We start from the raw sequence: 21,803 nt of genomic DNA, 5'->3' as shown, positions 1-21,803 counted from the left end.
TTACGCCCTTCCTTTCTCCCATACGAGTGTTCCGCCAACGAACGTCATCACCGGCCAGCCTTGGCACACCCAGCTGGCAAACGGCGTATTTTTCCCTTTGGACGCGAACGTCTCGGGATCAATCGCTTCTTCTGTTTCCAAATCAATGACCGCAATATCCGCCGGCGCCCCGACGGCAAGCCGCCCGGCCTTGAGGCCAAAACATTGCGCCGGCTTGATCGTCAGCCAATCGACAAGCTGCTTTAATGTAAACACGCCTGTTTTGACGAAATGGGTATATAAGAGCGGAAACGCCGTTTCGAGCCCAACGATGCCAAACGGCGCCGCCTCGATGCCTTTCGCTTTTTCCGCGGCTGTATGCGGCGCGTGGTCGGTGGCGATAAAGTCGATCGTGCCGTCGAGCAGTCCTTCAATTAATGCGTCACGGTCCTCTCGGCTGCGCAGCGGCGGGTTCATTTTGTAGTTCGCATCAAGCCCCGGAATGTCTTCATCGCACAAGAGCAGATGGTGCGGCGTCACTTCGGCGGTGACGCGGATGCCGGCCCGCTTCGCGTCGCGGACGACGCGCACCGATTCTTTCGTGCTGATATGGCAGACGTGATAATGGCATCCGGCTGCCTCGGCAAGCAAGACGTCGCGGGCGATGTGCACCGCCTCGCAGACGGATGGAATGCCGCGAAGTCCATAGCGCCGGGCGAACTCGCCGTCATGCACCGCGCCGCCGTTTGTCAGCGTGTCGTCCTCGCAATGGGCGACGATCGCCATATCGAGCGCCGCCGCCTGTTTCATCGCTTCAAACATCATCCCGGCCGACTGGACGCCGACGCCGTCATCCGTGAATGCGAACGCTCCCGCTTCTTTGAGCGCCGCAAAATCGGTCAGCTCTTCCCCTTTTTGCCCGATCGTGATCGCCGCGTACGGAAGCACGTTGACGAGCGCCGTTTCGCGGATGCGGGCTTGCAGCCGTTCCATCTGCTCTTTCCGGTCCGGCACCGGGTTGGTGTTCGGCATGGCGGCAACGGTCGTAAAGCCGCCTTTCGCCGCGGCGAGCGTGCCTGTCTCAATCGTTTCTTTCGCTTCGCCGCCCGGTTCGCGCAAATGAACGTGCAAGTCGATCAGGCCAGGAACGATGAGACGGCCGCCGACGTCGATCACGTCCTCCTCATTCGCTTCCAGCGGCTGTTCATAGAGGATCGCTGCAATGGTTCCGTGTTCGATTTTGAGATGTGTCCGCACCAATTCCCCATCTTTATTGAACGACATGCCATTTTTCAGCCATACGCCCATGCTCCATTCTCCCTTCCATTGCCCGTTTTAAGACCGCCATCCGCACGTAGACGCCGTTTTCCATTTGTTTAAAAATGCGCGATGCCTTCGCTTCGACGAGTTCGCTGGCGATTTCGACCCCGCGGTTGACCGGCGCTGGATGCAAAATGACAGCCCCTGGTTTCATCCGCCGCGCCCGCTCAAGCGTCAGCCCGTACCGCGCATGGTACTCTTCTTTCGTCAGCCCCATCGTTTCCGCATGGCGTTCATGTTGGATGCGCAACAGCATCACGACATCGGCGCAGGCGATGGCCTCATCGAGTTCGACGTACGTCCCGTGCGGATTCGTTTCGTCTTTCCACTCTTCCGGTCCGGAAAACAGGACGTTCGCGCCCAATCGTGTCAACACTTCCGCATTCGAGCGGGCGACGCGGCTGTGGCGGATGTCGCCGATAATCGCCACCGTCAAGCCAGTGAAAGCGCCAAACTCTTGGCGAATCGTCAATAAGTCCAAGAGCGACTGGGTCGGATGATGCCCGCAGCCGTCGCCGGCGTTGATGACCGGGATGCCGACCGCATGGCGGAGCGCTTCGAAATACGCATCTTCGTGGTGGCGGATGACAACGGCGTCGACGCCGATCGCCTCAAGCGTCTTGACCGTATCGTACAGCGTCTCCCCTTTTTGCACGCTCGAGCGTTCCGGGTCAAACGGGATGACATGAAGCCCAAGCTTCCGTTCCGCCATCTCGAAGCTGCATTTCGTGCGCGTGCTCGGTTCGAAAAACAAATTGGCGACATACATCGGCGCGGCCGGGCGCCAAGCGCGGCCGCGGCGGAACGCTTCCGCTTCATCAAGCAGCCGGGTGATGTCGGAAAGCGGCAGTTCGCTCAATGTAAAAAGATGGGTCATTGGCCTCTCTCCCTTTCTTTTTTTGCAAAAAAACACCTTGCCGGCTGGGCAAGGTGTGACGATCAGCGCATGGCAGAACCGGAGAAGGTGCACTCCGGCCCTGGATGCGCCTGTTTTCACACCTTTTTAAGCCTCGCGGGACTTAATTAAAAGGTGCTTTCTCCTATTAGGCGACATGGTCGCTCTGGTTTTCTTCAAATAGGTTTTCCGCGGCTTGTGGACGCCCCGGCAAAATCAAGTTGAGGAGGACGCCGACAATGGCCGAGAGCGCCATCCCGGTAATTTGGAAGCTGTCGCTGATTTTCAGCACCGCTCCGCCGATGCCGATGACCAAGATGACCGAGGCGATGACTAAATTGCGCGTCTGGCCGAAATCGACGCGGCTGTCGATCAACATGCGCAGTCCGGACGAGGCGATGATGCCAAACAGCAAGATCGACACACCGCCCATGACCGGCGTCGGAATCGAGCTGATCAGCGCCGTGATTTTGCCGACGAAGCCGAAAGCGATCGCGATGACCGCCGCGCCGGCCAGCACGTAGACACTGTAGACGCGGGTGATCGCCAGCACACCGATGTTTTCCCCGTACGTCGTTTTCGGCGGACCGCCAAGCAAGGCGGAAATCATCGTCGCCGTTCCGTCCCCTAAAATCGAGCGGTGCAGCCCCGGTTTTTGAATGAGGTCGCGGCCGACGACTTTGCTTAAGACGAGCTGGTGGCCGATATGCTCGGACAAGGTGACGATCGCCACCGGCACCATGAGCATCACGATCTCCCATGTGACGCGCACCGGATAATCGGCAAACGGGATCAAGAAATCCGGCCATTCGAACCATTTCGCCGCCGCCACTTTCGACAAATCGACGAGCCCGACCGCCAACGCGTAGAGATAGCCGACGACAATGCCGACAAGCACCGGAATCAAGCTCAACATGCCGCGCGCGAGCACGGAGCAGACGATCGTGGCCGCGAGCGTCACGAGCGCCACCGAGAAATGGAGCAAGCTGTATTTGCCGTCCGGGCCGTTCATCGCCATCCCGACCGCCGTCCCGGCCAAGCCGAGGCCGATGACGATGATGACCGGGCCGACCACAACCGGCGGCAACAGTTTCATCACCCAGCGGTAGCCGGCTTTTTTAATGATGAGGGCGACAACCCCGTACACCAATCCGGCGAGGAAGCTGCCGATCATGGCCGCTCCCGGGCCGCCAGCCGTTTTCGCCGCGATGATCGGCGCGATGTAGGCGAACGACGAGCCAAGATACGCCGGCACTTGCCATTTCGTAATGAGCAAAAACGCCAATGTTCCAAGCCCGCTTGTCAGCAAGGCGATCGACGGATCCAACCCGACTAAGTACGGCACTAAAATCGTCGCCCCGAACATGGCGAATAAATGCTGAAGGCTTAGCGTGATCCATTGCCCAACGGTCGGGCGGTCTTGAATGTCCAACACCGGTTTGTTCATCTTTCGTCACTCCTTTTGGAAAATGAGCCAACTTGTTTTTTAGTGTGCACAAAAACACCCTCTTTGCCCATGAAGGCGCAAAGAGGGTGCAGAAACAGCCGAAACGATTCCGCCCCTTTTGCAGCCTCACGGGACTGCGCTTAAAAGGGAGCTGCTTTATTTTTCATGAATCGACACTTGGTCAACGCCGTCCACTTCGGAAAGCTCCACGACGATCAGTTCCGAACGGGAGGTCGGCACGTTTTTGCCGACGAAATCAGCGCGGATCGGGAGTTCCCTGTGGCCGCGGTCAACAAGCACGGCGAGCTGGATGCGCGCCGGGCGGCCCAAATCCATGACCGCATCCATCGCCGCCCGCACCGTCCGGCCGGTAAAGAGCACATCATCAACTAAAATGACATTCCGCTCGGTCACCGGAAACGGCACGTTCGTTCCTTTCACAAGCGGTTCATGGTCATCCGTCTTCACGGTCAAATCGTCGCGGTACAAGGTGATGTCAAGCTCACCGACGGGAACGGACGCCCCTTCGATTTGCTCGATCCGCTCCGCCAAACGGCGCGCCAAGTAAATGCCGCGCGTTTTAATGCCGACCAATACGCAATTCTCAATGCCTTTGTTTCGTTCGATGATTTCGTGGGCGATGCGCGTCAAAGCGCGGCGAATCGCCTGTTCGTCCATCACGACCGCCTTTTGCATTCCGTCCACCTCCTAACAGCGCATGCACGCAGCGAGCGCGTTCCCACAGGCGGCCCGCCAACAGAGGACGTTCGCCTGTTTTCATAAAAAAATCCCCCGCCTGTGAAGCGGGGGCATGGCGCGCTTATCGCCAAACAAGATGGGCATACATCGCCCTTCTTTGTCATTCCGACCCCTTTTCAGCCTCACAGGACTGAACTTAAAGGTTCCTGTTCACCTGTTTTCATTGTAAAGGGGGGCGTGTTCGTTTGTCAATCGTTTTTTCGCAGCCAATCAAGCAGCTCGGCAAACTCCGGCGGCAGCGGCGCTTCGAATTCCAAATACTCGCCGCTTCTTGGATGACGGAAGCCGAGCACCCCGGCGTGCAGCGCCTGGCCGTCGATGGCGAGCGTTTTTTTCGGCCCGTATTGCGGGTCGCCAGCGAGCGGGTAGCCGATGTATTTCATATGGACGCGAATTTGGTGCGTCCGCCCCGTTTCCAGCTGGCACTCCACATACGTATAATGGCGAAACCGCTCGAGCACGCGGAAATGGGTGACGGCTTCCTTGCCGTTTTCCTCGGTAACGGCCATTTTCTTTCGATCGCGCTTGTCGCGGCCGATCGGGGCATCGATCGTGCCATAATCGTGCGGAATGACGCCGTGGACGATCGCCTTGTAGCGGCGCGTCACCGTTTTGTTCACCAGCTGCTCGACGAGCGAGCGGTGGGCGGCGTCGTTTTTCGCCACCATCAATAGTCCTGATGTGTCTTTGTCAATCCGATGGACGATGCCGGGGCGAAGCACGCCGTTGATCCCAGACAGGTCGCGGCAATGGGCAAGAAGCGCGTTCACAAGCGTGCCGCGCATATGCCCGGGCGCCGGATGGACGACCATGCCGCGCGGCTTGTTGACGACAAGGACATCCTCATCCTCATAATAAATGTCCAGCGGAATCGGCTCCGGCTCGACATGAAGCGGCTCCGGCTCAGGAGGCGAAACGGCGACCGAGTCGCCCGCCTCGCATTTGTAGTTCGCTTTCACCGTCTGGCCGTTCACGGTCACAAGCCCGTTTTTGATCCATTGCTGCACTTGCGAACGCGACCATTCCTCATTTAACGCCGCGATCACTTTATCAATTCGTTCGCCGTCATATTCGTCTTCGATGTGAAACGTGATCGTGTCCATCTACTCATTCCCTTTCTCTGGTGTCGCGAAAAAAAACATATGGACAAACAGCAAGATGACGCCGACCGTCAACGCCGAATCGGCGACATTGAACACCGGAAAACTGTACGTGCCGATGTACGTATGAATAAAGTCGACCACTTCTTTCCGGAACACACGGTCGATAAAGTTGCCGACCGCCCCGCCGAGCATCAGCCCAAGCCCTACGCCCGCCAGGCGTTCAGAAGGCTTCAGGCGGCGGATGTAGATCACGATCGCCGCCACGACAATAACCGTAATCAAATAAAAGAGCCAAAACTGCCCTTCGAGCATGCCCCACGCCGCGCCGCGGTTGCGGTGCGACGTAATGTAAAGCACATTGTCAATGATCGGGATGCTTTCCCCAAGCCGCATATAGCGGACGACAAGCCATTTCGTCCATTGGTCGAGGATGACGACCGCCGCTGCAATCCAATAGTATGCCACCGTGCCAAGTCCCCCTGTCCTTCTCATTCATCCTTTTTGCATTGTAGCATAATTCGCCATGGCAAACAAATGAAGCGGCAAGGCCGCCCCAAGGCAGCCTTGCCGCTTTTCGTTATGCGGAATAATGTTCGTTCACAATGTGCGCGCAGCGCGGGCAAAGCGTCGGGTGGGACGGATCTTGTCCGACAGCTGGAGTCACCGTCCAGCACCGCTCGCACGTCTCGCCTTCCGCCGGGCGGACGAGGACGGCCACGTGGTCGAGCCGCTCGGCTTCGGCCGGCGCGGCGTCATACGGCTCATCGGCGATCGAAAAGGCGGAAACGATGAGAAGCTGGCGCAAATCAGCGTCCAGCGACGCCAACAGCTTCCGCGCCTCGTCTTTCGGATAGATCGTGACACTCGCGGTCAGCGATTTGCCGATCACTTTTTCATTGCGGGCGTTCTCGAGCGCTTTTAATATATCATCGCGCACGTCCATAAACGCATCCCATTTCGCCAGCAGCGCTTCTTCGCCGTCGATCGCGATCGGCTCCGGCATATCGGTGAGCTGGACGCTTTCGACGTTTTCTTTTCGGTTCGGGATATGCTCCCACACTTCATCGGCGGTATGCGGCAAAATCGGCGCGATGAGCTTCGCCAACGCGACGACCGTTTCATACAGCACCGTCTGCACGGCGCGGCGGGCGCGTGAGTCGGCCGCTTCGATGTATAAAATGTCTTTCGCCATATCCAAGTAAAACGCGCTCAGCTCGACGGTGCAGAAATGGTTCATCTCATGGTAAACCGCGGCGAAATCGTAGCGGTCATAGGCCTTTTTCACTTTGGCGATCAGCTTGTTCAACTTCGCCAGCATATAGCGGTCGACTTCGCCAAGCTCCCCAATCGGCACGGCGTTTTGGTTCGGGTCAAAATCGAACAAGTTGCCGAGCATAAACCGGAACGTGTTGCGGATTTTCCGGTACACTTCGGACACTTGTTTTAAAATATGATCGGAGATGCGCACGTCCGCTTGGTAGTCGACTGACGAGACCCAAAGCCGCAAAATGTCGGCGCCGAACTGTTCCATCACTTTCGCCGGCACGACGACGTTGCCGAGCGACTTGCTCATTTTCCGCCCTTCGCCGTCCAAGACAAAGCCGTGGCTCAACACGCCTTTATACGGCGCTTTGCCGGTGACGGCAACGGCGGTGGACAGCGATGAGTTGAACCAACCGCGGTATTGGTCGGACCCTTCCAAGTACAAATCAGCCGGACGCACGAGATCGTCGCGTTCAACGAGCACGGCTTGGTGCGACGAACCGGAGTCAAACCAGACATCCATAATGTCCGTTTCTTTCGTAAAGATGCCGTTCGGGCTCGACGGATGGGTGAATCCTTCCGGCAGCAAGTCTTTCGCCTCGCGCTCAAACCAGACGTTCGACCCGTATTGGCGGAACAAGTTCGACACATGCTCAATCGTCTCATCGGTGATGATCGGTTCGCCGTTTTCGCCGTAAAAGACCGGAATCGGCACGCCCCAGGCGCGTTGGCGGGAAATGCACCAGTCGCCGCGGTCGCGCACCATGTTGTGGATGCGGATTTCCCCCCACTCCGGAATCCATTTCGTTTCCTTAATCGCTTGAAGCAGCTCGCTGCGGATTTTATCGATCGATGCAAACCATTGCGTTGTCGCCCGGAAAATCGTCGGCTGCTTTGTCCGCCAGTCGTGCGGATACGAGTGGGTGATAAACCCAAGCTTCAACAAAGCGCCGACTTCCTCAAGCTTCTGTGTAATCGCCTTGTTGGCGTCTTCGTAAAACATCCCCTCAAATCCCGGCGCTTCCTCGGTCATGTAGCCGCGTTCATCAACCGGACAAAGGACCGGAAGCCCATATTTTTGCCCAACGAGAAAGTCGTCTTCCCCGTGGCCCGGCGCCGTATGGACGCAGCCCGTGCCGGCGTCGGTCGTGACGTGTTCGCCGCACACAACAAGCGAGTCGCGCTCATAAAACGGATGTCTCGCCACGACGTATTCAAGCTCTTTTCCTTTGACCGTTTTGACGACCGACCATGCGTCCCAACCGATTTCTTTCGCCACCGATTCCGCCAAGGCGGCGGCGACGACATACCGTTTTCCGCCGACATCGACAACATGGTAATCCAAATCCGGATGAACCGCGATCGCCAAGTTCGCCGGAATCGTCCACGGCGTCGTCGTCCAAATGACGATTCGCTCATCGCCCTCAAGCACGCCTTTGCCTTCTTTCACCGGGAAGGCGACATAAATCGACGGCGAACGCTTGTCTTTATATTCGATTTCCGCTTCGGCGAGCGCCGATTCGCTTGACGGGGACCAATAGACCGGCTTCAACCCTTTGTAGATGAGCCCTTTTTTCGCCATTTCGCCAAATACTTTAATTTGCTGGGCTTCGTACTCCGGTTTGAGCGTAATGTACGGGTTGTCCCAGTCGCCGCGCACACCGAGCCGCTTGAACTGCCGGCGCTGGTTGTCGATTTGTTCATACGCGTATTGCTCGCACCGCTTGCGGAACTCGGCGACGCTCATCGATTTGCGGTCGACGCCTTGCTTCGCGAGCGCCGTTTCGATCGGCAGTCCGTGCGTATCCCAGCCCGGCACGTACGGCGCGCAATAGCCGTTCATCGATTTGTAGCGGACGATGATATCTTTTAAAATTTTGTTCAGCGCATGGCCCATATGAATGTCGCCGTTGGCATACGGCGGGCCGTCATGCAGGACAAACAGCGGCCGTCCTTTCGTCCGCTCCTGCACTTTCCGGTAAATGTCCATTTCCTCCCATTTTTTTTGCATTTCCGGCTCCCGCTTCGGCAAGTTGCCGCGCATCGGGAACTCGGTTTGCGGCATAAGCAGCGTTTCTTTGTAATCCATCCTTGCTCCTCCTTCGAACGATAGATTCCAAATAAAAAAACCGTTCTCCCCCGGCAAGGGACGAGAACGGTCTCGCGGTACCACCCTTCTTGGCCATGCAAACGACGCACAGCCCACTTTTCATTCGTAACGGGAATGACGCGCCATGGCCTACTTGATGTTCGGCATGGAACTCCAGGGTGATGTTCACTCTTGCGCCGATGCCAGGCTTCCACCATCCCCGGCTCGCTGCGACCGGTCGTACAAGAGCTACTGTCCCTTTCATCGTCGATGGCTATTTCGCTATTCATCCTGAAAAAAGCCAACCGCCTCCCACGGCGGCTGATGCGGCGATTTTTGCCAATTATTATAACCGAAACGTCTTCGGTTCGTCAAGGCTGTGACAGCGGTTCTCTCGCCCCTTCTTCCAAATCCGGCGCCTCATACTCCATCAACTCGTCCCAATCGCGGCTGTTGATCATATCAAGCTGGGCCTCGACAAGCATGCGGAAACGGGCGCGGAACACTTTCGACTGCCGCTTCAGCTCCTCGATCTCGAGGGCGATTTTCCGCGATTTCGCCAATGCATCGCTGATGATGCGCTCGGCGTTTTTTTCCGCCTCTTTAATGATCAGCTTCGCCTCTTTTTGCGCATTCCGCTTCACTTCTTCCGCTGCTTCTTGAGCAACAAGAATCGACTTGTTGAGCGTCTCCTCAATGTTCGCAAAGTAGTTCAGCTTTTCCGTCAGTTCGGCCACTTTCTCTTCCAGCTGCTTTTTTTCACGGATGAGCATTTCATAGTCTTTAATGACTTGATCGAGGAACTCGTTCACTTCGTCTTCATCGTACCCGCGAAACCCGCGGCTGAATTCCTTGTTGTGAATATCCAATGGCGTCAACGGCACAACGGCCACCTCCGTCTCCATCATTCCTTTTCTTCACTTTCATTCGACACGGTTTGCCGATTTCCTGCCGTCATTTGCTTATTTTTGTCGGCCGATCTGAACGAGCCAGCGCTCTTTTTTCGTCGGCCCTTCCACCGAAAACAGCTTGCAGCGGCCAAAACCGCGCGCCGACAGGACATCGCCCGGTCCGCAGAGGAAATCCGGCTTGTCCACCACCTTCCAGTTCACTTTGACGAGCCCGCTTTCAACAAGCGCACGCGCTTTCTCGCGCGCAAGGCGAAACGCCTGAGCGAGCACAGCATCGAGCCTTAGAGAAGACACCGTGACCGTTCCTTCCTCCCACGTTTCGGCAAGCGGCATGGCAGCCGACAGCGGCAGCGGCTCCAACGCCACCCGGGCTTTGCCGATCATTTCGATATGCAAGCGGACGTAGTCGGCGACCTCAGCAGCAACAAAAAACTGAATTTCCCCATCCCGAACGAGAATATCGCCAAACTTGCCGCGCCGCAAGCCAAGCGACATCAGCGCCCCCAACACGTCGCGATGTTCAAGGGAAACGAATTTCGCCGGATAGCGGACGGCAAACAGCACAATGCCATAATCCTCTTCCTCAGGGTCGATATACGGCGGAGCGAGAAACGCCCGCTTCCGCTCGACAAACGGGGCGCCTCCGAAAAAAAACACGCGCACGTCTCCATCGCCGCCCGTGATGCTTTGCACGATTTGCTGCTCACGCGGATCGAGAAAATCGGTCAGCTTCGGAGCGTACTGACGGCTCACCATCTCCTTCCACTCGAGCACTTGATCAATGAACGGATGTTCCTCTTTGCGAAAATGCTGATACAGCTCCACTCGACGTCACCTTGCTTTCATGGAAGAAAGGAACCCACAACGGATTCCTCTCTGCGAGTTCCGCCCTTCCGCCTTTTTGCCTGCCGGACGGAGAGCGGCGGCGCCGTGCGCGCAAAACGAAGCTAAAACTGCGACTGAAGAATGTCGAATAGGGCATGAAGCCCTCTCGTCGCGAATTCAAGAACGATAAACGCGACGATTGGGGAGACGTCAATGATGCCAAGCGGCGGAATGACGCGCCGAAACGGCTCCAAATACGGCTCGCAAATGGCGGCAAGCATCTGTCCAAACCGCGTTTCGCGCGCATTGGGAAACCACGACATTAAAATATAAATGATCAGCGCATACGAGTACACTTGAATCACTGTCGTCAAAAACGTGAGTACATAATCCAACGGCTACCACCTCTTCATCGGTCTGTCATCCTCGCCGTCGAGCGAAATCGAGCCGCTGACGTCGACGTTTTCCGGGGTGCATAAAAAAATTTTTGTGCCGACTTGCTGAATGTCGCCGCCAATGGCGTACACCGTGCCGCTTAAAAAGTCGACGATCCGCTTCGCCTGCTCATGCTGGATGCGCTGCAAGTTGACGATGACCGCGCGCCGGCTTTTCAAATGGTCGGCGATCTCCTGCGCCTCCGCATACACCCTCGGCTCAGCAAGCACGACTTTCGCCGATTTTTGCACGCTTTGCAGGCTGACGACGTTCGCCTTGCCTGCCGTCTTCGGCAGCGCCTCTTCTTCCGGCTGTGGCGCCTCATATTCTTCTTCATAGTCTTCGTAGTCTTCTTCTAAAAAATAATCACGGAATTTTTTCATCAATCCCATCCGGTTTCACCTCCTACAATGATCCAACAAGCGCGCTGCCTATGCGCACAAACGTCGCTCCTTCCTCGATGGCGATCGTGTAATCGTTTGACATGCCCATTGACAGTTCGGTGCATGGGGCATGGGCCATTCCCAACGCCTGAACGCGTTCCTTCAGCATCCGCAATTGGCGAAAGCAAGCGCGCAATACCGCTTCGTCGTCCGTGTGCGGCGCCATCGTCATCAATCCGACGACTTCGATGCGCGAAAAGGCGCGAAGTTGTTCAATAAACGGAATCGTTTCTTCGGGGGCGAGCCCGTGTTTGGTCACTTCCCCCGACACGTTCACTTGCACAAAACATTTTACTGGCCGCACCGCCCGTTTTTCAATTTCTTTCGCGAGCGACAAGCGGTCGAGTGAATGAATGTAATCGACTTTATCAATAATGTCTTTGACTTTGCGCGACTGAAGCGTCCCAATGAAATGCCACGTCGCTTGATTTCCGATCCGTGCATGCTTTTCAATCAATTGGTCGGAGCGGTTTTCGCCGAGGTCGGCAATGCCGGCGTCAAGCACCTCCATCGCCCGCTCGGCATCGACATATTTAGTGACCGCCACGATGCGCACGCCGGCCGGATCGCGGCCGACGCGAGCGCAGGCCGCCTCGATTTCTCGGCGAATGGCCGCCAAGTTGTCGCGCACCGTCATGCCGTCTCCTCCCTTCGGCCGATAAACGCCAACATCCTTCCAGTCGTTCCGCGGTCGCGGCGGTGGGAAAAAAACAACGCTTCCTCACAGCTTGTACAGCGTTCCGACACATAAATATGGCTGTTCGGAACGCCAGCCGCGATCAACTGAAGCCGATTGGCTTCCTTTAAGTCGAGCGCATATTGCCCTGGGCTTGTTTCCCGCCATGGCAACGGGCTTTCCGGAGGAAGCGTCGGGCGCAGACTGTCCACGACACGGTCGTCAACCGTATAACAGCACGGACCGATGGCAGGTCCGATGGCAACATAGATGTCGCTCGGCGCGATGTGTTCGCGCGTTTGCCAAAGCCGCACCATGTGACCAGCGATGCCGCCCGCCGTTCCCCGCCACCCGGCATGAGCAAGGCCGACTAACCCAGCAGATGGCGCCACAAAATAAATGGGCACACAATCGGCAAAACAAAGCGCGAGCAACACCTCCGCTTCGTCTGTATACAACCCGTCGACCCCTGGAACCGCCGTGGCGAAATCTTGCGCTCCGTTCCCCCGTTCGTTTTTCGTCACCTTCCGAATGTCGGCGCCATGCACTTGTTCACAACATACCCATCGCTCAAGCGGGAATGAGAGCCATTGCGCCAAACGCCCGCGGTTGGCGACAACAACCGTGCGATCGTCGCCGACGTGCAGCCCCATATTCAGCGAAGCGAACGGCCCTTTGCTCTCCCCGCCATGTTTCGTCGTCAATCCAGCGACGGCTCCAGCAAACGGAGGCGCACCGCAGCGGAGCCAGCCGCGGGCTTCTTGTTGAAAAATGTCCGGCATTCGCGTCAACCTCACGCTGTTTTTTGTAGTTTTTTATCACTTTTTTTCCTATTTTATCATAGTTTGTTTGTCCATGATAACCTTTATTTATGATTTTGTCGAAACATTGCCGCAGAAATTGTCCAACCCTTATTGCCGCCCGAAAACCGCGCTGGCGGCATAGCCGATCTGCCCACGAAAAGCGGAAAGGTCTGCAACATCGTCCTGCCGCGTTGCAAGCGACGGGGCCAATCGTTGCACCAGCCGTTTAATCGGAATCATGAAGGCGGACTAAAATAACATCGGCTCCGATTTTGACGATGTTCTGCCATGGAATGACGACCGCCTCTTCGCGGCCGAACAGCCCGAGCATCTTTCCGGCGCCTAAAATAATGAGTGAGCGGATTTTTCCAGTATCTAAATCAATATCAATGTCCCCAATATTGCCAAGCTTCTTCCCATTGGCTACATTGACAACATCTTTCGTCTGAAATTCGGAAATTCTCATCACGGTTTTTCTCCCCGCCTTTCCTCTCTCCCTCTTTTTCATCTATATGAAGCCAAATGTGCAGTTATGTGCCAAAGAAAAAGGCTGCACCTGCAGCCTGTCACACTTGGATGTTTTTATTCATTTGCCGGATCGCCGCTTTTTCGAGCCTCGACACTTGCGCTTGGGAAATGCCGATTTCCTCGGCCACTTCCATTTGCGTCTTTCCTTGGAAAAAGCGTTTGCGGATGATCATTTTTTCCCGCTCATTCAACCGCCGAAGCCCTTCCTTCAAGGCGATTTCTTCGATCCATTGGCTGTCGCGGTTGCGCTCATCGCTCAGCTGGTCCATCACATAAATCGGGTCGCCGCCGTCGTTGTAAATCGGCTCAAACAACGAAACAGGATCTTGAATGGCATCGAGGGCAAAAACCACTTCCTCATGGGCGACGCCGAGTTCTTTGGCAATTTCCTCGGTTGACGGTTCTTTCGCCGTCTCGCTCATGAGCCGCTCTCGCACTTGCAACGCTTTGTAGGCGATGTCGCGCAGCGAGCGCGAAACGCGGATCGGGTTGTTGTCGCGCAAATAGCGGCGGATTTCGCCGATGATCATCGGCACGGCGTAAGTGGAAAACTTCACGTTTTGATTGAGGTCAAAATTATCAATCGATTTCATAAGTCCGATGCAGCCGACTTGAAACAAATCATCGACAAATTCGCCTCGGTTGTTGAAGCGCTGAATGACGCTCAACACGAGGCGCAAGTTGCCGTTTACTAATTTTTCTCTTGCCTCCAAATCCCCCTCATGCATCCGTCGAAACAGTTCACGCATTTCCTCATTTTTGAGGACGGGAAGCTTCGAAGTGTCTACGCCGCAAATCTCGACTTTGTTCCTCGTCAAGTTGTTCCCTCCCATCAGGAGATGCTAAGTCGTCAGTTTTCAGTATCTCCTTGGAAGGGAAAAATATGCACAGCCTGTCCGACGCGGAAAAAGCGGCGGAATTTCGCTCCCGCCGCCCGCTACATCATTTTATTGAATTCTTTGCGCAACCGTTTAATGATCCGCTTCTCGAGCCGCGATATGTACGATTGCGAAATACCGAGCAAATCAGCGACGTCTTTTTGCGTCTTTTCTTCGCCGCCGGAGAGGCCAAAACGCAATTCCATAATTTGCTTCTCGCGGTCGCTCAGCTGGCGCAAGGCGTTTAAGAGCAAGCGCCGGTCGACATCCGCTTCCAAATCTTTCGTAATCACGTCGTCATCCGTTCCCAACACGTCGGAAAGCAACAGCTCGTTGCCATCCCAGTCGATATTGAGCGGTTCATCAAACGACACTTCCGCCCGCACTTTGTTGTTGCGGCGCAAATACATTAAAATTTCGTTTTCAATGCAGCGCGACGCGTATGTCGCCAGCTTGATCTTCTTCTCTGGGTTGAACGTGTTGACCGCCTTAATGAGGCCGATCGTTCCAATGCTGATCAAATCTTCAATGTGAATGCCGGTGTTTTCAAACTTGCGCGCAATGTAGACGACAAGACGCAAATTGCGTTCGATCAAAAGCGATCTTGCCGTGTCATCACCGGCGGCGAGCCTGGCAATCAGCTGCTCCTCTTCTTCTTTTGTCAGCGGCGGCGGGAGGGCTTCGCTGCCTCCGATATAATAAATTTCATCCGCCTTCAGGCCAAGCTTGGCCAAAAGCTTATACAGCCAGTTCATGAAGCGAAGTTTCCATTTTCTCATGAAAATCCCCCTTCTAAACGGATCAAAAGTGAGTATGATATACTAACAAAACCTACGAAGCGGTCAGCTTTCTTCCCGCCTGCACCATTTTCGGATGGACGATGCAGTCGTACTCCCCATCCGTCGACAGCGGATCAGCGCTTAGCGCCACAAGCCCTTGCGCTACTTCCAACCATTCGTTTTCGTACCGAAGCATAATGCGGTCTGGCTTAACCGCCGCCATCATTTGTGGACCGCTGCCGACCGCACGGTACGGAATGAGACGGAGGCGATGGACCCACCGCTCCGGCGGGGAAGCCAGCATCATGGGAGAGCTGAGACAACCCAGTAGCTCCTCAGGAAGCACGGCCTTTGCTTTTTCCTGTTCGACTACCATCACCGGCGTTTTTGTCAACGGATCGACGAGCTGGTTGCCGCTGTCAATCAAGCCGCGCAGCATAAGCGGCCGCCCGTCCCATACGATCTTGACCTCAATGATATATTCAAACCGCAGTTTTTTTTCGCGAATCGCCTCCACCCTTCGGCGAGAAAAAAGCCATAAAACCGGAAACCCGATGACAACAAACAGCCAACTGACCGGATCGCCCGCTCCGGGATGATGCATGAGAAGCATTCCTTGGCGGACGGACAGTTGGTGCGCGAAAACATAATGAACCGCCAGCATGCCGCCGCCGACGGCGAACGTGGCAAAGTAAAACGCCAGCATATTCTCAAGCAAATAGCGCGGGCGCTTAAACCCGAAGGCGGCCCACACGATCAACACGGAAACAGCTACTTTTACCAACGGGTGCTGGGCGATGGCGGAAAACGGGGTAAACAGCAATATGACAAGCAGCGAACCGATCAACGCCCCAGCCAACAGACGCCACCAGACGATCGGCCGCTTGAGCATGAGCGCCGTCAGCCAAAGAAGCAACGCGTCAAAACAGACGTTCAACAGCCAAATCACATCGAGATAGACGACCAACCGTCAAGCCCCTCCCCCGCCCATATCGGCTTTGTCTGAAACAAGTATATAGCACCTTGCGAGGGAAAGTCTGTCAATCGGTGGCGGTGAAAAAGGAGATGTTTTGTCAAAACAGGGGGAACCACGGCGGATCAAATCGGCCGGCACGAAAGCCTAGCCCGCCTTCTCTTTTTCGCCCTTTCGTTGCGAGAGAGCGGGCGGCCAACGCGAGAAGTTTTTGGTCCTAATCGGAAAAGCGAGGCTGTCTCAAAAGATCGTCTTTCTTTAAGAGAGATACAATATATTGTTTCACCAAAGTGCTTCGTGCACGTTCGTGCATGCATCTTGTGATGAAGAAAGGGTGTCCCGTTGCTTTTGGGACACCCTCGTTTCGCCATCTAGCGGCGGCGGTTGCGGTTGCGCAAGAAAGCGGGAATGTCAAGCGGATCTTCTGCTTGCCCCGAGCGGAGCGCCGCATAGTCTTGTATCGGTTCTTCGCGCTTTTCCCGCTTTGGCGCCGGCGCCGCTTTCGGCACAGTGCCGATGCCAATGCGCGGCGGCCGCGGCTGCGAAGCGACGTTTTCGTTGAATCCGGTCGCAATGACCGTCACGATGATCTCGTCCTTTAAGTTCTCATTAATAACGGAGCCGAAGATCATGTTCACTTCTTGGTCGGCCGCCGAAGCGACGATATCGGCAGCCTCCTGCACTTCGTACAAACTTAAGTTCATGCCGCCGGTGATGTTCATGAGCACCCCTTGCGCGCCGTCGATCGACGTCTCCAACAGCGGGCTGGAAATGGCTTTTTTTGCTGCCTCAGCAGCTCGGTTTTCGCCGCTGGCGATGCCAATCCCCATCAATGCCGAACCTTTATTCGACATGATCGTCTTCACATCAGCGAAGTCAAGGTTGATCAACCCCGGCACGGCGATCAAATCGGAAATGCCTTGCACCCCTTGGCGCAGCACATTGTCCGCTTCGCGGAACGCCTCAAGCATCGGCGTATTTTTGTCGACAATCTCAAGCAACCGGTCGTTCGGAATGACGATGAGCGTATCGACCGCCTCTTTCATGGCGGCGATGCCGCTTGCGGCCTGCGTCGCCCGCTTGCGCCCCTCAAACGTAAACGGGCGTGTAACAACGCCGACCGTAAGCGCCCCTAACTCGCGCGCAATTTGGGCGATGACCGGGGCAGCGCCAGTTCCCGTGCCGCCGCCCATGCCAGCGGTGACAAACACCATATCGGCGCCGCGAAGCGCTTCTTCAATTTGCTCTTTGCTCTCCTCAGCTGCTTTTTTTCCAACTTCTGGGTTCGCCCCCGCGCCCAAGCCGCGTGTCAGCTTCGCCCCGATTTGCAGCTTGATCGGCGCCTTCGACAAGTTGAGCGCCTGTGCATCCGTATTGACCGCAATAAACTCTACACCTTGCACCCCATGCTCAATCATCCGATTGACGGCGTTGTTGCCGCCGCCCCCGACTCCAATCACCTTGATCGTTGCCAACTGATCGACTGTTGTCTCAAACTCCAACATGGCCAAATCCTCCTAAAATTTCAATCTCTATTCAAAGAAAGAACCAAAAAATCTCTTGACCTTCTTCCCAAAATGGTCTTCTTTCTTTTTCGGTTTCGACTGCTGTTTTGGCGAGGAGCGCTCGACCGGCTCCACCGCAGCGGCAGCCGGGACCGTTTTCCCTTGCAGCTGCGCCTGCCGGTAGGCGAACTTGAGCAAGCCAACGCCGATCGTATACTGCGGGTCGCGCACACCGATATAATCCGGCATGGCAATGCGGACGCTCGTCCCTAAAACGACGTGGGCCAGCTCAAGCAACCCTGGCATATTGGCGACGCCGCCGGTCAGCACATAGCCGCCGGGGAGATCGCGAAACCCGAGACGACGCACTTCCTGCTGAACCATTTGCAAAATTTCTTCCAGTCTTGCCTCAATAATATCGGCGATCTCCAGCTGGCTGAACTGCTGGTGTTGATCGGTGCCCATGATCGGCACGCTGAACACTTCTTCCTCCGAAGCGTAGTCGTAAAATGCATGTCCGTGCTTCAGTTTGATTTTTTCGGCATCGTCCGTTGTCGTCCGCAATCCGATGGCCAAGTCTTTCGTAATGTGCTCCCCGCCGACCGGCAGCGAAGAGACAGCTTGCAACGTCCCTTGCTCAAAGACAGCGACCGTTGTCGAGCCGCCTCCCAGGTCAACGAGCGCCGCCCCCAAATGCCGTTCGTCATCGGACAGCACGAGCGAACCGGCCGCCAGCGGCTGAAGACAAATATCGCTGATTTCCAAGCCTGCCCGCTCCACACAGCGAAGAAGATTATGTAATACCGTCTTCGCACCAGTCACCATAGTGCCTTCCATTTCCAAGCGGACGCCGAGCATGCCGCGCGGATCATGAATGCCGTCCAACCCGTCGACGATAAACTGGCGCGGAACGACGCCGATGATTTCCCGATCGGGAGGAATAGAGACAACTTGCGCGGCATCGATGACGCGGGCGACATCTTCATCGCTGATTTCCCGGTTTTCGCTCGCGACGGCGACAATGCCGTGGCAGTCATGGAGCTGAATATGGCTGCCGGCCACCCCGACGATCACACGGCGGATCGATAAACCGACCATCCGCTCCGCTTGCTCGACGGCCCGTCTGATCGACTGCACCGTTTTATCTATATCAACAATCGCCCCTTTTTTGAGCCCTTCCGCTTTGACATTGCCCACCCCGATAATATTGATGGAGCTGCCTAGCATTTCCCCGATGATGACTTTCACGCTCGATGTTCCGACATCCAGGCTAACGACGATCTCATTGCTGCTCATTTTTTGGCATCTGCCTACTAAAAACGCGCCGGTGCCGGCCGGCGTTTCAGTAAGCAGCGACACCTCCTTTTTCGGCTGAAATTTCCCATCTCTTTGTCTATTGGTCTATGTCTAGTTTGCGAGTTTCGCAACAACACTATATTTTGTTTTACCCTATATAATTCAACACGCGAAAACACTTTCCCTGTCTTTTGCCTAACTTTTTTCGCGATTGTACCGCCGCTTGGCCCACTCAGCAAGCCAAAGGCGGCGGATGATGGCAATATTTTGAAACAAGCGGACGCCGAAGGCGAACACAGCCGCTAAATACAAGTCTACACCAAGATGCACCCCAAGAAAAGTTAAAGTTGCGGCCAGAACAATGTTGAAAAAAAACCCGGTTATAAATACGGTTTCGTCGTACGTCCGCTGCAGGTGGGCGCGCCATCCCCCTATTAATGTATCAAAGGCGGCCAAAATGGCAATCGACAAATAACTGGAATACTGATCGGGAACTTCCCAGCCGGCGAGAACGCCGATGGCAAACCCAAGAAGCAATCCGAGAAGCGGAAGCCACATGCTATTTCTCCTCCTTGCCGCCGTTTTCTGTCTCCATGTATTTCACATCAGGGCGGCTAGCCGCGGGCGGAATGACAACGAGCGGCTGGGGCTTGGATATTGACAGCTCCAAGTTTTCCACGGCGAAATCATCGCGGATCGGCGAAACGGCGAGCCCGCTGTACAGCTTGTCCGCATCATCGGCGATTGCTCTCACTTCGACTGGCAGCCTCACTGAGCGGCTCCCGACTTTCGTTGCGCCATTGACATCGCGAATGGCCGTCCGGTTCGTCAGTCGTTCACCGTCGATGGCGATTTCTTTCGCCCCGTATTTGTTCAACTCATTCACTAACCGTTGCAATAGCTCGGGCGATACGGCGGCAACGGCCGGACCAACGTAGCCGGCCGCCGAAAGCGGCGCGATCGTCAACACGAGACCGCTTCCTCTCACTTCTGTCAGCCCGGCTTCTTCCCTCAGCTTCGCGACTGTCGCTTCAAGCTCTGTCGCGCCGCCCGCCTCGTGTTCCCGCCGGTAGCGGCGCAATGTTTCCTCGTAACTCTCTAGCTCCTCAAGCAGCCGTTGTTCAAGCTTCTGCTCTTTTGTCAAATCGGCGCGCAACTCCCAAATGTCGCGCGTGTCGCGTCCTTCCGGATGCAGCGTCGTCCGAAGCCCGACGGCCAGCATCACACCGAATATGGCAGCTACGCCGGCAAAATAGAATCGATTTTTCCGTTCCAATGCGCTTCACCGCCCCTTTCCGCCCGTTTTACGGCTCGGGCGCAAACACCGGATCCAACACGATCGCTCCTTGCTTTTCCACTTTTACGTCGATATGGTCTTCGACAAGTTCGTCAACGATGCCGCCGGGAAGCTCTAGAGCGGACATGAGCACGTCCGGATTGCCAATGGCCGAAATGACAAACGGAGCGGCATGCTGCGTTCCATCGACCTCAATGACTGGGCCGTTGCAGACGATGTATGAACGGTGGGAAATGCGCTGCCCATTAATCGCGACCGCTTCGGCGCCGGAAATGAGCAACTCGTGAACAACTTTCCATACGTGCTGTTCGTGAACGATATAATTGGTAGCGCTCGCTTCAGAGGGGATATAAGAGGAATCGGAAAGGGTGACTGCTACACCTTTCCCTTTCACCCTCGCTTTTCCGACATGCATGCGCAGCTGTTCCGCTTCTTTTGCCAATCCGGCCTCGTTCTCCTGCTCCTCGGCCAGCTTCTTCTCCCACGCAGCCAGCTCCTCCTGCTTTTTGACAAGCTGCTGCTTGAGCGACCGGTTTTCTTTTTGCAAAGCAAGAAGCGCCGAGCGATATTCGTACTCTTTTTTCCACTCGCTGTCGCTCCATTCGCGGCGGGATGCTTCGTTTTTCGCATGTTGGTACGAGAACCCGAGCATGGCGCCGAAGATCAAGCAGATCAACGTCAGCAGGAGGCGGCTACGGGCTTGTCGTTTCATCGCCATCCTCCTTTTTCGGGGGGGAGTAAGGAACAAAATAGCTGCCGACTTCCAAATGAATGACTCCTTTGACGTTTCGGTCAAGCGCGGCGGCAATCGCCGGATAATGCGACAGCTTGTCCGCAAATTGCCGGATTGTCGCGCTTACTTCATAACCGTCATTCATGTAGACGATGACGCGGTCTTCATATTCCCTCGTCGGCTTGTAGTGAATTTCCGACATGGCGCCCAGCACGGCCGCGGGCAGTTCGGCGAGCTGCCCCGTCATTTCAGCAATGGCGTCGCCGTCTTTCCAGCCGACAAGCACCGGCGCATCGCTTGGCGCCGTCTTCGTCCCTTCTTGCTTTAACAGCCGCCCGTTTTCAAGCAATGGAAAAAACGTTTGCCGGTCATACACATAAGCGATTCGCCGCCATTCGCGGACGTGGATGGCGATCGTGTTCGGCAGCTGTTTTTCCACTGTGGCCTCCTTAATTTCTGGATGGCGAGTGAGCTTTTTTTCCACGTTTTGTTCATTCACTTTCCAAAAGCTTGTCCGCTTCGTAATGCCGCTTAAGCTGATGATGCGCTCCGCTGTGAGATGACGGTTGCCGCTCACTTCCACATGCCCGACAGCGCCAAGCGGCGACTGGAAGTAAAGGACGCACAAAATAAATAGAAAAAAGAAAGATAAGTACGCAATGAGCCGGCGGTTCGCTTTCTGGCGGCGCCGCTCCTTCAGTTTCGGCACGCGATCCTCCAAGACGACGACTTTTCCCTTTTCCATCGCATTCCCCGCTTTCTTCTTCAAAGCCCGCGCTGAAACGACCGGTATAAAAACAAACGGCATCCGCTGCCGTTTCTTTGTTTTTGCACTTATTTTCATTATATCACAAATGAATGCAAGA

At 55.6% G+C, this 21,803-nt stretch carries 23 protein-coding genes and 1 other annotated feature; all 23 genes read right to left on the bottom strand.

Annotated elements, in window-relative coordinates; all coding sequences use genetic code 11:
* The 23 genes from pyrC to divIB all read right to left on the bottom strand — a co-directional run bounded on the left by pyrC (window position 1) and on the right by divIB (window position 21,682).
* Entirely contained in the window at window positions 1–1,287 is a 1,287-nt protein-coding gene (pyrC, locus tag QWV57_RS05395) for a dihydroorotase (RefSeq protein WP_301101083.1), read from the bottom strand.
* The gene (locus tag QWV57_RS05390; RefSeq protein ID WP_033006049.1) at window positions 1,250–2,176 is read right to left on the bottom strand and encodes an aspartate carbamoyltransferase catalytic subunit; all 927 of its coding nucleotides are present in this window, start codon (window positions 2,174–2,176) and stop codon (window positions 1,250–1,252) included. Before QWV57_RS05390 ends, pyrC begins: the two co-directional genes overlap by 38 nt.
* A 166-nt stretch (window positions 2,177–2,342) precedes the next feature.
* Window positions 2,343–3,641, bottom strand: coding sequence for a solute carrier family 23 protein (locus QWV57_RS05385; protein WP_011230648.1), 1,299 nt, complete (start codon window positions 3,639–3,641; stop codon window positions 2,343–2,345).
* 156 nt (window positions 3,642–3,797) lie between these two features.
* A complete protein-coding gene (pyrR, locus tag QWV57_RS05380) occupies window positions 3,798–4,337 on the bottom strand; it encodes a bifunctional pyr operon transcriptional regulator/uracil phosphoribosyltransferase PyrR (protein ID WP_301101079.1) in 540 nt (179 codons plus the stop codon).
* Between the two features lie 251 nt (window positions 4,338–4,588).
* Window positions 4,589–5,503 (bottom strand): RluA family pseudouridine synthase, encoded by a 915-nt coding sequence (locus QWV57_RS05375; RefSeq protein ID WP_011230646.1) that lies wholly within the window; start codon window positions 5,501–5,503, stop codon window positions 4,589–4,591.
* Entirely contained in the window at window positions 5,504–5,995 is a 492-nt protein-coding gene (gene lspA, locus QWV57_RS05370; protein ID WP_301101076.1) for a signal peptidase II, read from the bottom strand. It lies immediately after the preceding gene.
* A gap of 85 nt (window positions 5,996–6,080) precedes the next feature.
* Window positions 6,081–8,855, bottom strand: a complete 2,775-nt coding sequence (gene ileS / locus QWV57_RS05365; protein ID WP_301101074.1) for an isoleucine--tRNA ligase — start codon at window positions 8,853–8,855, stop codon at window positions 6,081–6,083.
* A 53-nt stretch (window positions 8,856–8,908) separates the two neighbouring features.
* Window positions 8,909–9,129 (bottom strand) — a binding site (T-box leader).
* 97 nt (window positions 9,130–9,226) lie between these two features.
* On the bottom strand, window positions 9,227–9,739 hold the full coding sequence (locus QWV57_RS05360) for a DivIVA domain-containing protein (RefSeq protein WP_011230635.1): 513 nt from the start codon (window positions 9,737–9,739) through the stop codon (window positions 9,227–9,229).
* Window positions 9,740–9,817: 78 nt separating this feature from the next.
* Complete coding sequence (locus QWV57_RS05355) at window positions 9,818–10,591, bottom strand: YlmH family RNA-binding protein (protein ID WP_015374367.1); 774 nt, start codon at window positions 10,589–10,591, stop codon at window positions 9,818–9,820.
* A 122-nt stretch (window positions 10,592–10,713) separates the two neighbouring features.
* Window positions 10,714–10,986, bottom strand: coding sequence for a YggT family protein (locus tag QWV57_RS05350; RefSeq protein ID WP_011230633.1), 273 nt, complete (start codon window positions 10,984–10,986; stop codon window positions 10,714–10,716).
* A gap of 3 nt (window positions 10,987–10,989) precedes the next feature.
* Window positions 10,990–11,418, bottom strand: coding sequence for a cell division protein SepF (locus tag QWV57_RS05345; RefSeq protein ID WP_011230632.1), 429 nt, complete (start codon window positions 11,416–11,418; stop codon window positions 10,990–10,992).
* A 13-nt stretch (window positions 11,419–11,431) separates the two neighbouring features.
* Window positions 11,432–12,106 (bottom strand): YggS family pyridoxal phosphate-dependent enzyme, encoded by a 675-nt coding sequence (locus tag QWV57_RS05340; RefSeq protein WP_015374366.1) that lies wholly within the window; start codon window positions 12,104–12,106, stop codon window positions 11,432–11,434.
* A complete protein-coding gene (gene pgeF / locus QWV57_RS05335) occupies window positions 12,103–12,927 on the bottom strand; it encodes a peptidoglycan editing factor PgeF (protein ID WP_011230630.1) in 825 nt (274 codons plus the stop codon). The genes QWV57_RS05340 and pgeF overlap by 4 nt, the downstream gene beginning before the upstream one ends.
* Window positions 12,928–13,174: 247 nt before the next feature.
* Window positions 13,175–13,417, bottom strand: a complete 243-nt coding sequence (locus tag QWV57_RS05330) for a YlmC/YmxH family sporulation protein (protein WP_025039063.1) — start codon at window positions 13,415–13,417, stop codon at window positions 13,175–13,177.
* 97 nt (window positions 13,418–13,514) lie between these two features.
* Window positions 13,515–14,294, bottom strand: coding sequence for an RNA polymerase sporulation sigma factor SigG (gene sigG / locus QWV57_RS05325; protein ID WP_011230628.1), 780 nt, complete (start codon window positions 14,292–14,294; stop codon window positions 13,515–13,517).
* Between the two features lie 119 nt (window positions 14,295–14,413).
* Window positions 14,414–15,133 (bottom strand): RNA polymerase sporulation sigma factor SigE, encoded by a 720-nt coding sequence (gene sigE / locus QWV57_RS05320; RefSeq protein WP_011230627.1) that lies wholly within the window; start codon window positions 15,131–15,133, stop codon window positions 14,414–14,416.
* A 52-nt stretch (window positions 15,134–15,185) separates the two neighbouring features.
* The gene (gene spoIIGA / locus QWV57_RS05315) at window positions 15,186–16,100 is read right to left on the bottom strand and encodes a sigma-E processing peptidase SpoIIGA (RefSeq protein WP_014195377.1); all 915 of its coding nucleotides are present in this window, start codon (window positions 16,098–16,100) and stop codon (window positions 15,186–15,188) included.
* Window positions 16,101–16,477: 377 nt separating this feature from the next.
* Window positions 16,478–17,611 carry a cell division protein FtsZ gene (gene ftsZ, locus QWV57_RS05310; protein ID WP_011230625.1) on the bottom strand — a complete coding sequence of 378 codons (1,134 nt, stop codon included), beginning with the start codon at window positions 17,609–17,611 and terminating at the stop codon, window positions 16,478–16,480.
* Between the two features lie 27 nt (window positions 17,612–17,638).
* Window positions 17,639–18,907, bottom strand: coding sequence for a cell division protein FtsA (gene ftsA / locus QWV57_RS05305; RefSeq protein ID WP_033006544.1), 1,269 nt, complete (start codon window positions 18,905–18,907; stop codon window positions 17,639–17,641).
* 195 nt (window positions 18,908–19,102) lie between these two features.
* Window positions 19,103–19,465, bottom strand: coding sequence for a small basic family protein (locus QWV57_RS05300; protein ID WP_301101063.1), 363 nt, complete (start codon window positions 19,463–19,465; stop codon window positions 19,103–19,105).
* 1 nt (window position 19,466) lies between these two features.
* Window positions 19,467–20,183, bottom strand: a complete 717-nt coding sequence (locus tag QWV57_RS05295) for a DUF881 domain-containing protein (RefSeq protein WP_015374360.1) — start codon at window positions 20,181–20,183, stop codon at window positions 19,467–19,469.
* 28 nt (window positions 20,184–20,211) lie between these two features.
* The gene (locus QWV57_RS05290) at window positions 20,212–20,916 is read right to left on the bottom strand and encodes a DUF881 domain-containing protein (RefSeq protein ID WP_011230621.1); all 705 of its coding nucleotides are present in this window, start codon (window positions 20,914–20,916) and stop codon (window positions 20,212–20,214) included.
* Window positions 20,897–21,682, bottom strand: coding sequence for a cell division protein DivIB (gene divIB, locus QWV57_RS05285; protein WP_011230620.1), 786 nt, complete (start codon window positions 21,680–21,682; stop codon window positions 20,897–20,899). Before divIB ends, QWV57_RS05290 begins: the two co-directional genes overlap by 20 nt.
* Window positions 21,683–21,803 lie beyond the last annotated feature (121 nt).

This window comes from Geobacillus zalihae, from assembly GCF_030414215.1.
In the GTDB taxonomy this organism is placed as follows: domain Bacteria; phylum Bacillota; class Bacilli; order Bacillales; family Anoxybacillaceae; genus Geobacillus; species Geobacillus zalihae.
Note: the sequence above shows the minus strand (reverse complement) of the source record. Positions and strands in the feature narration are given on the sequence as shown.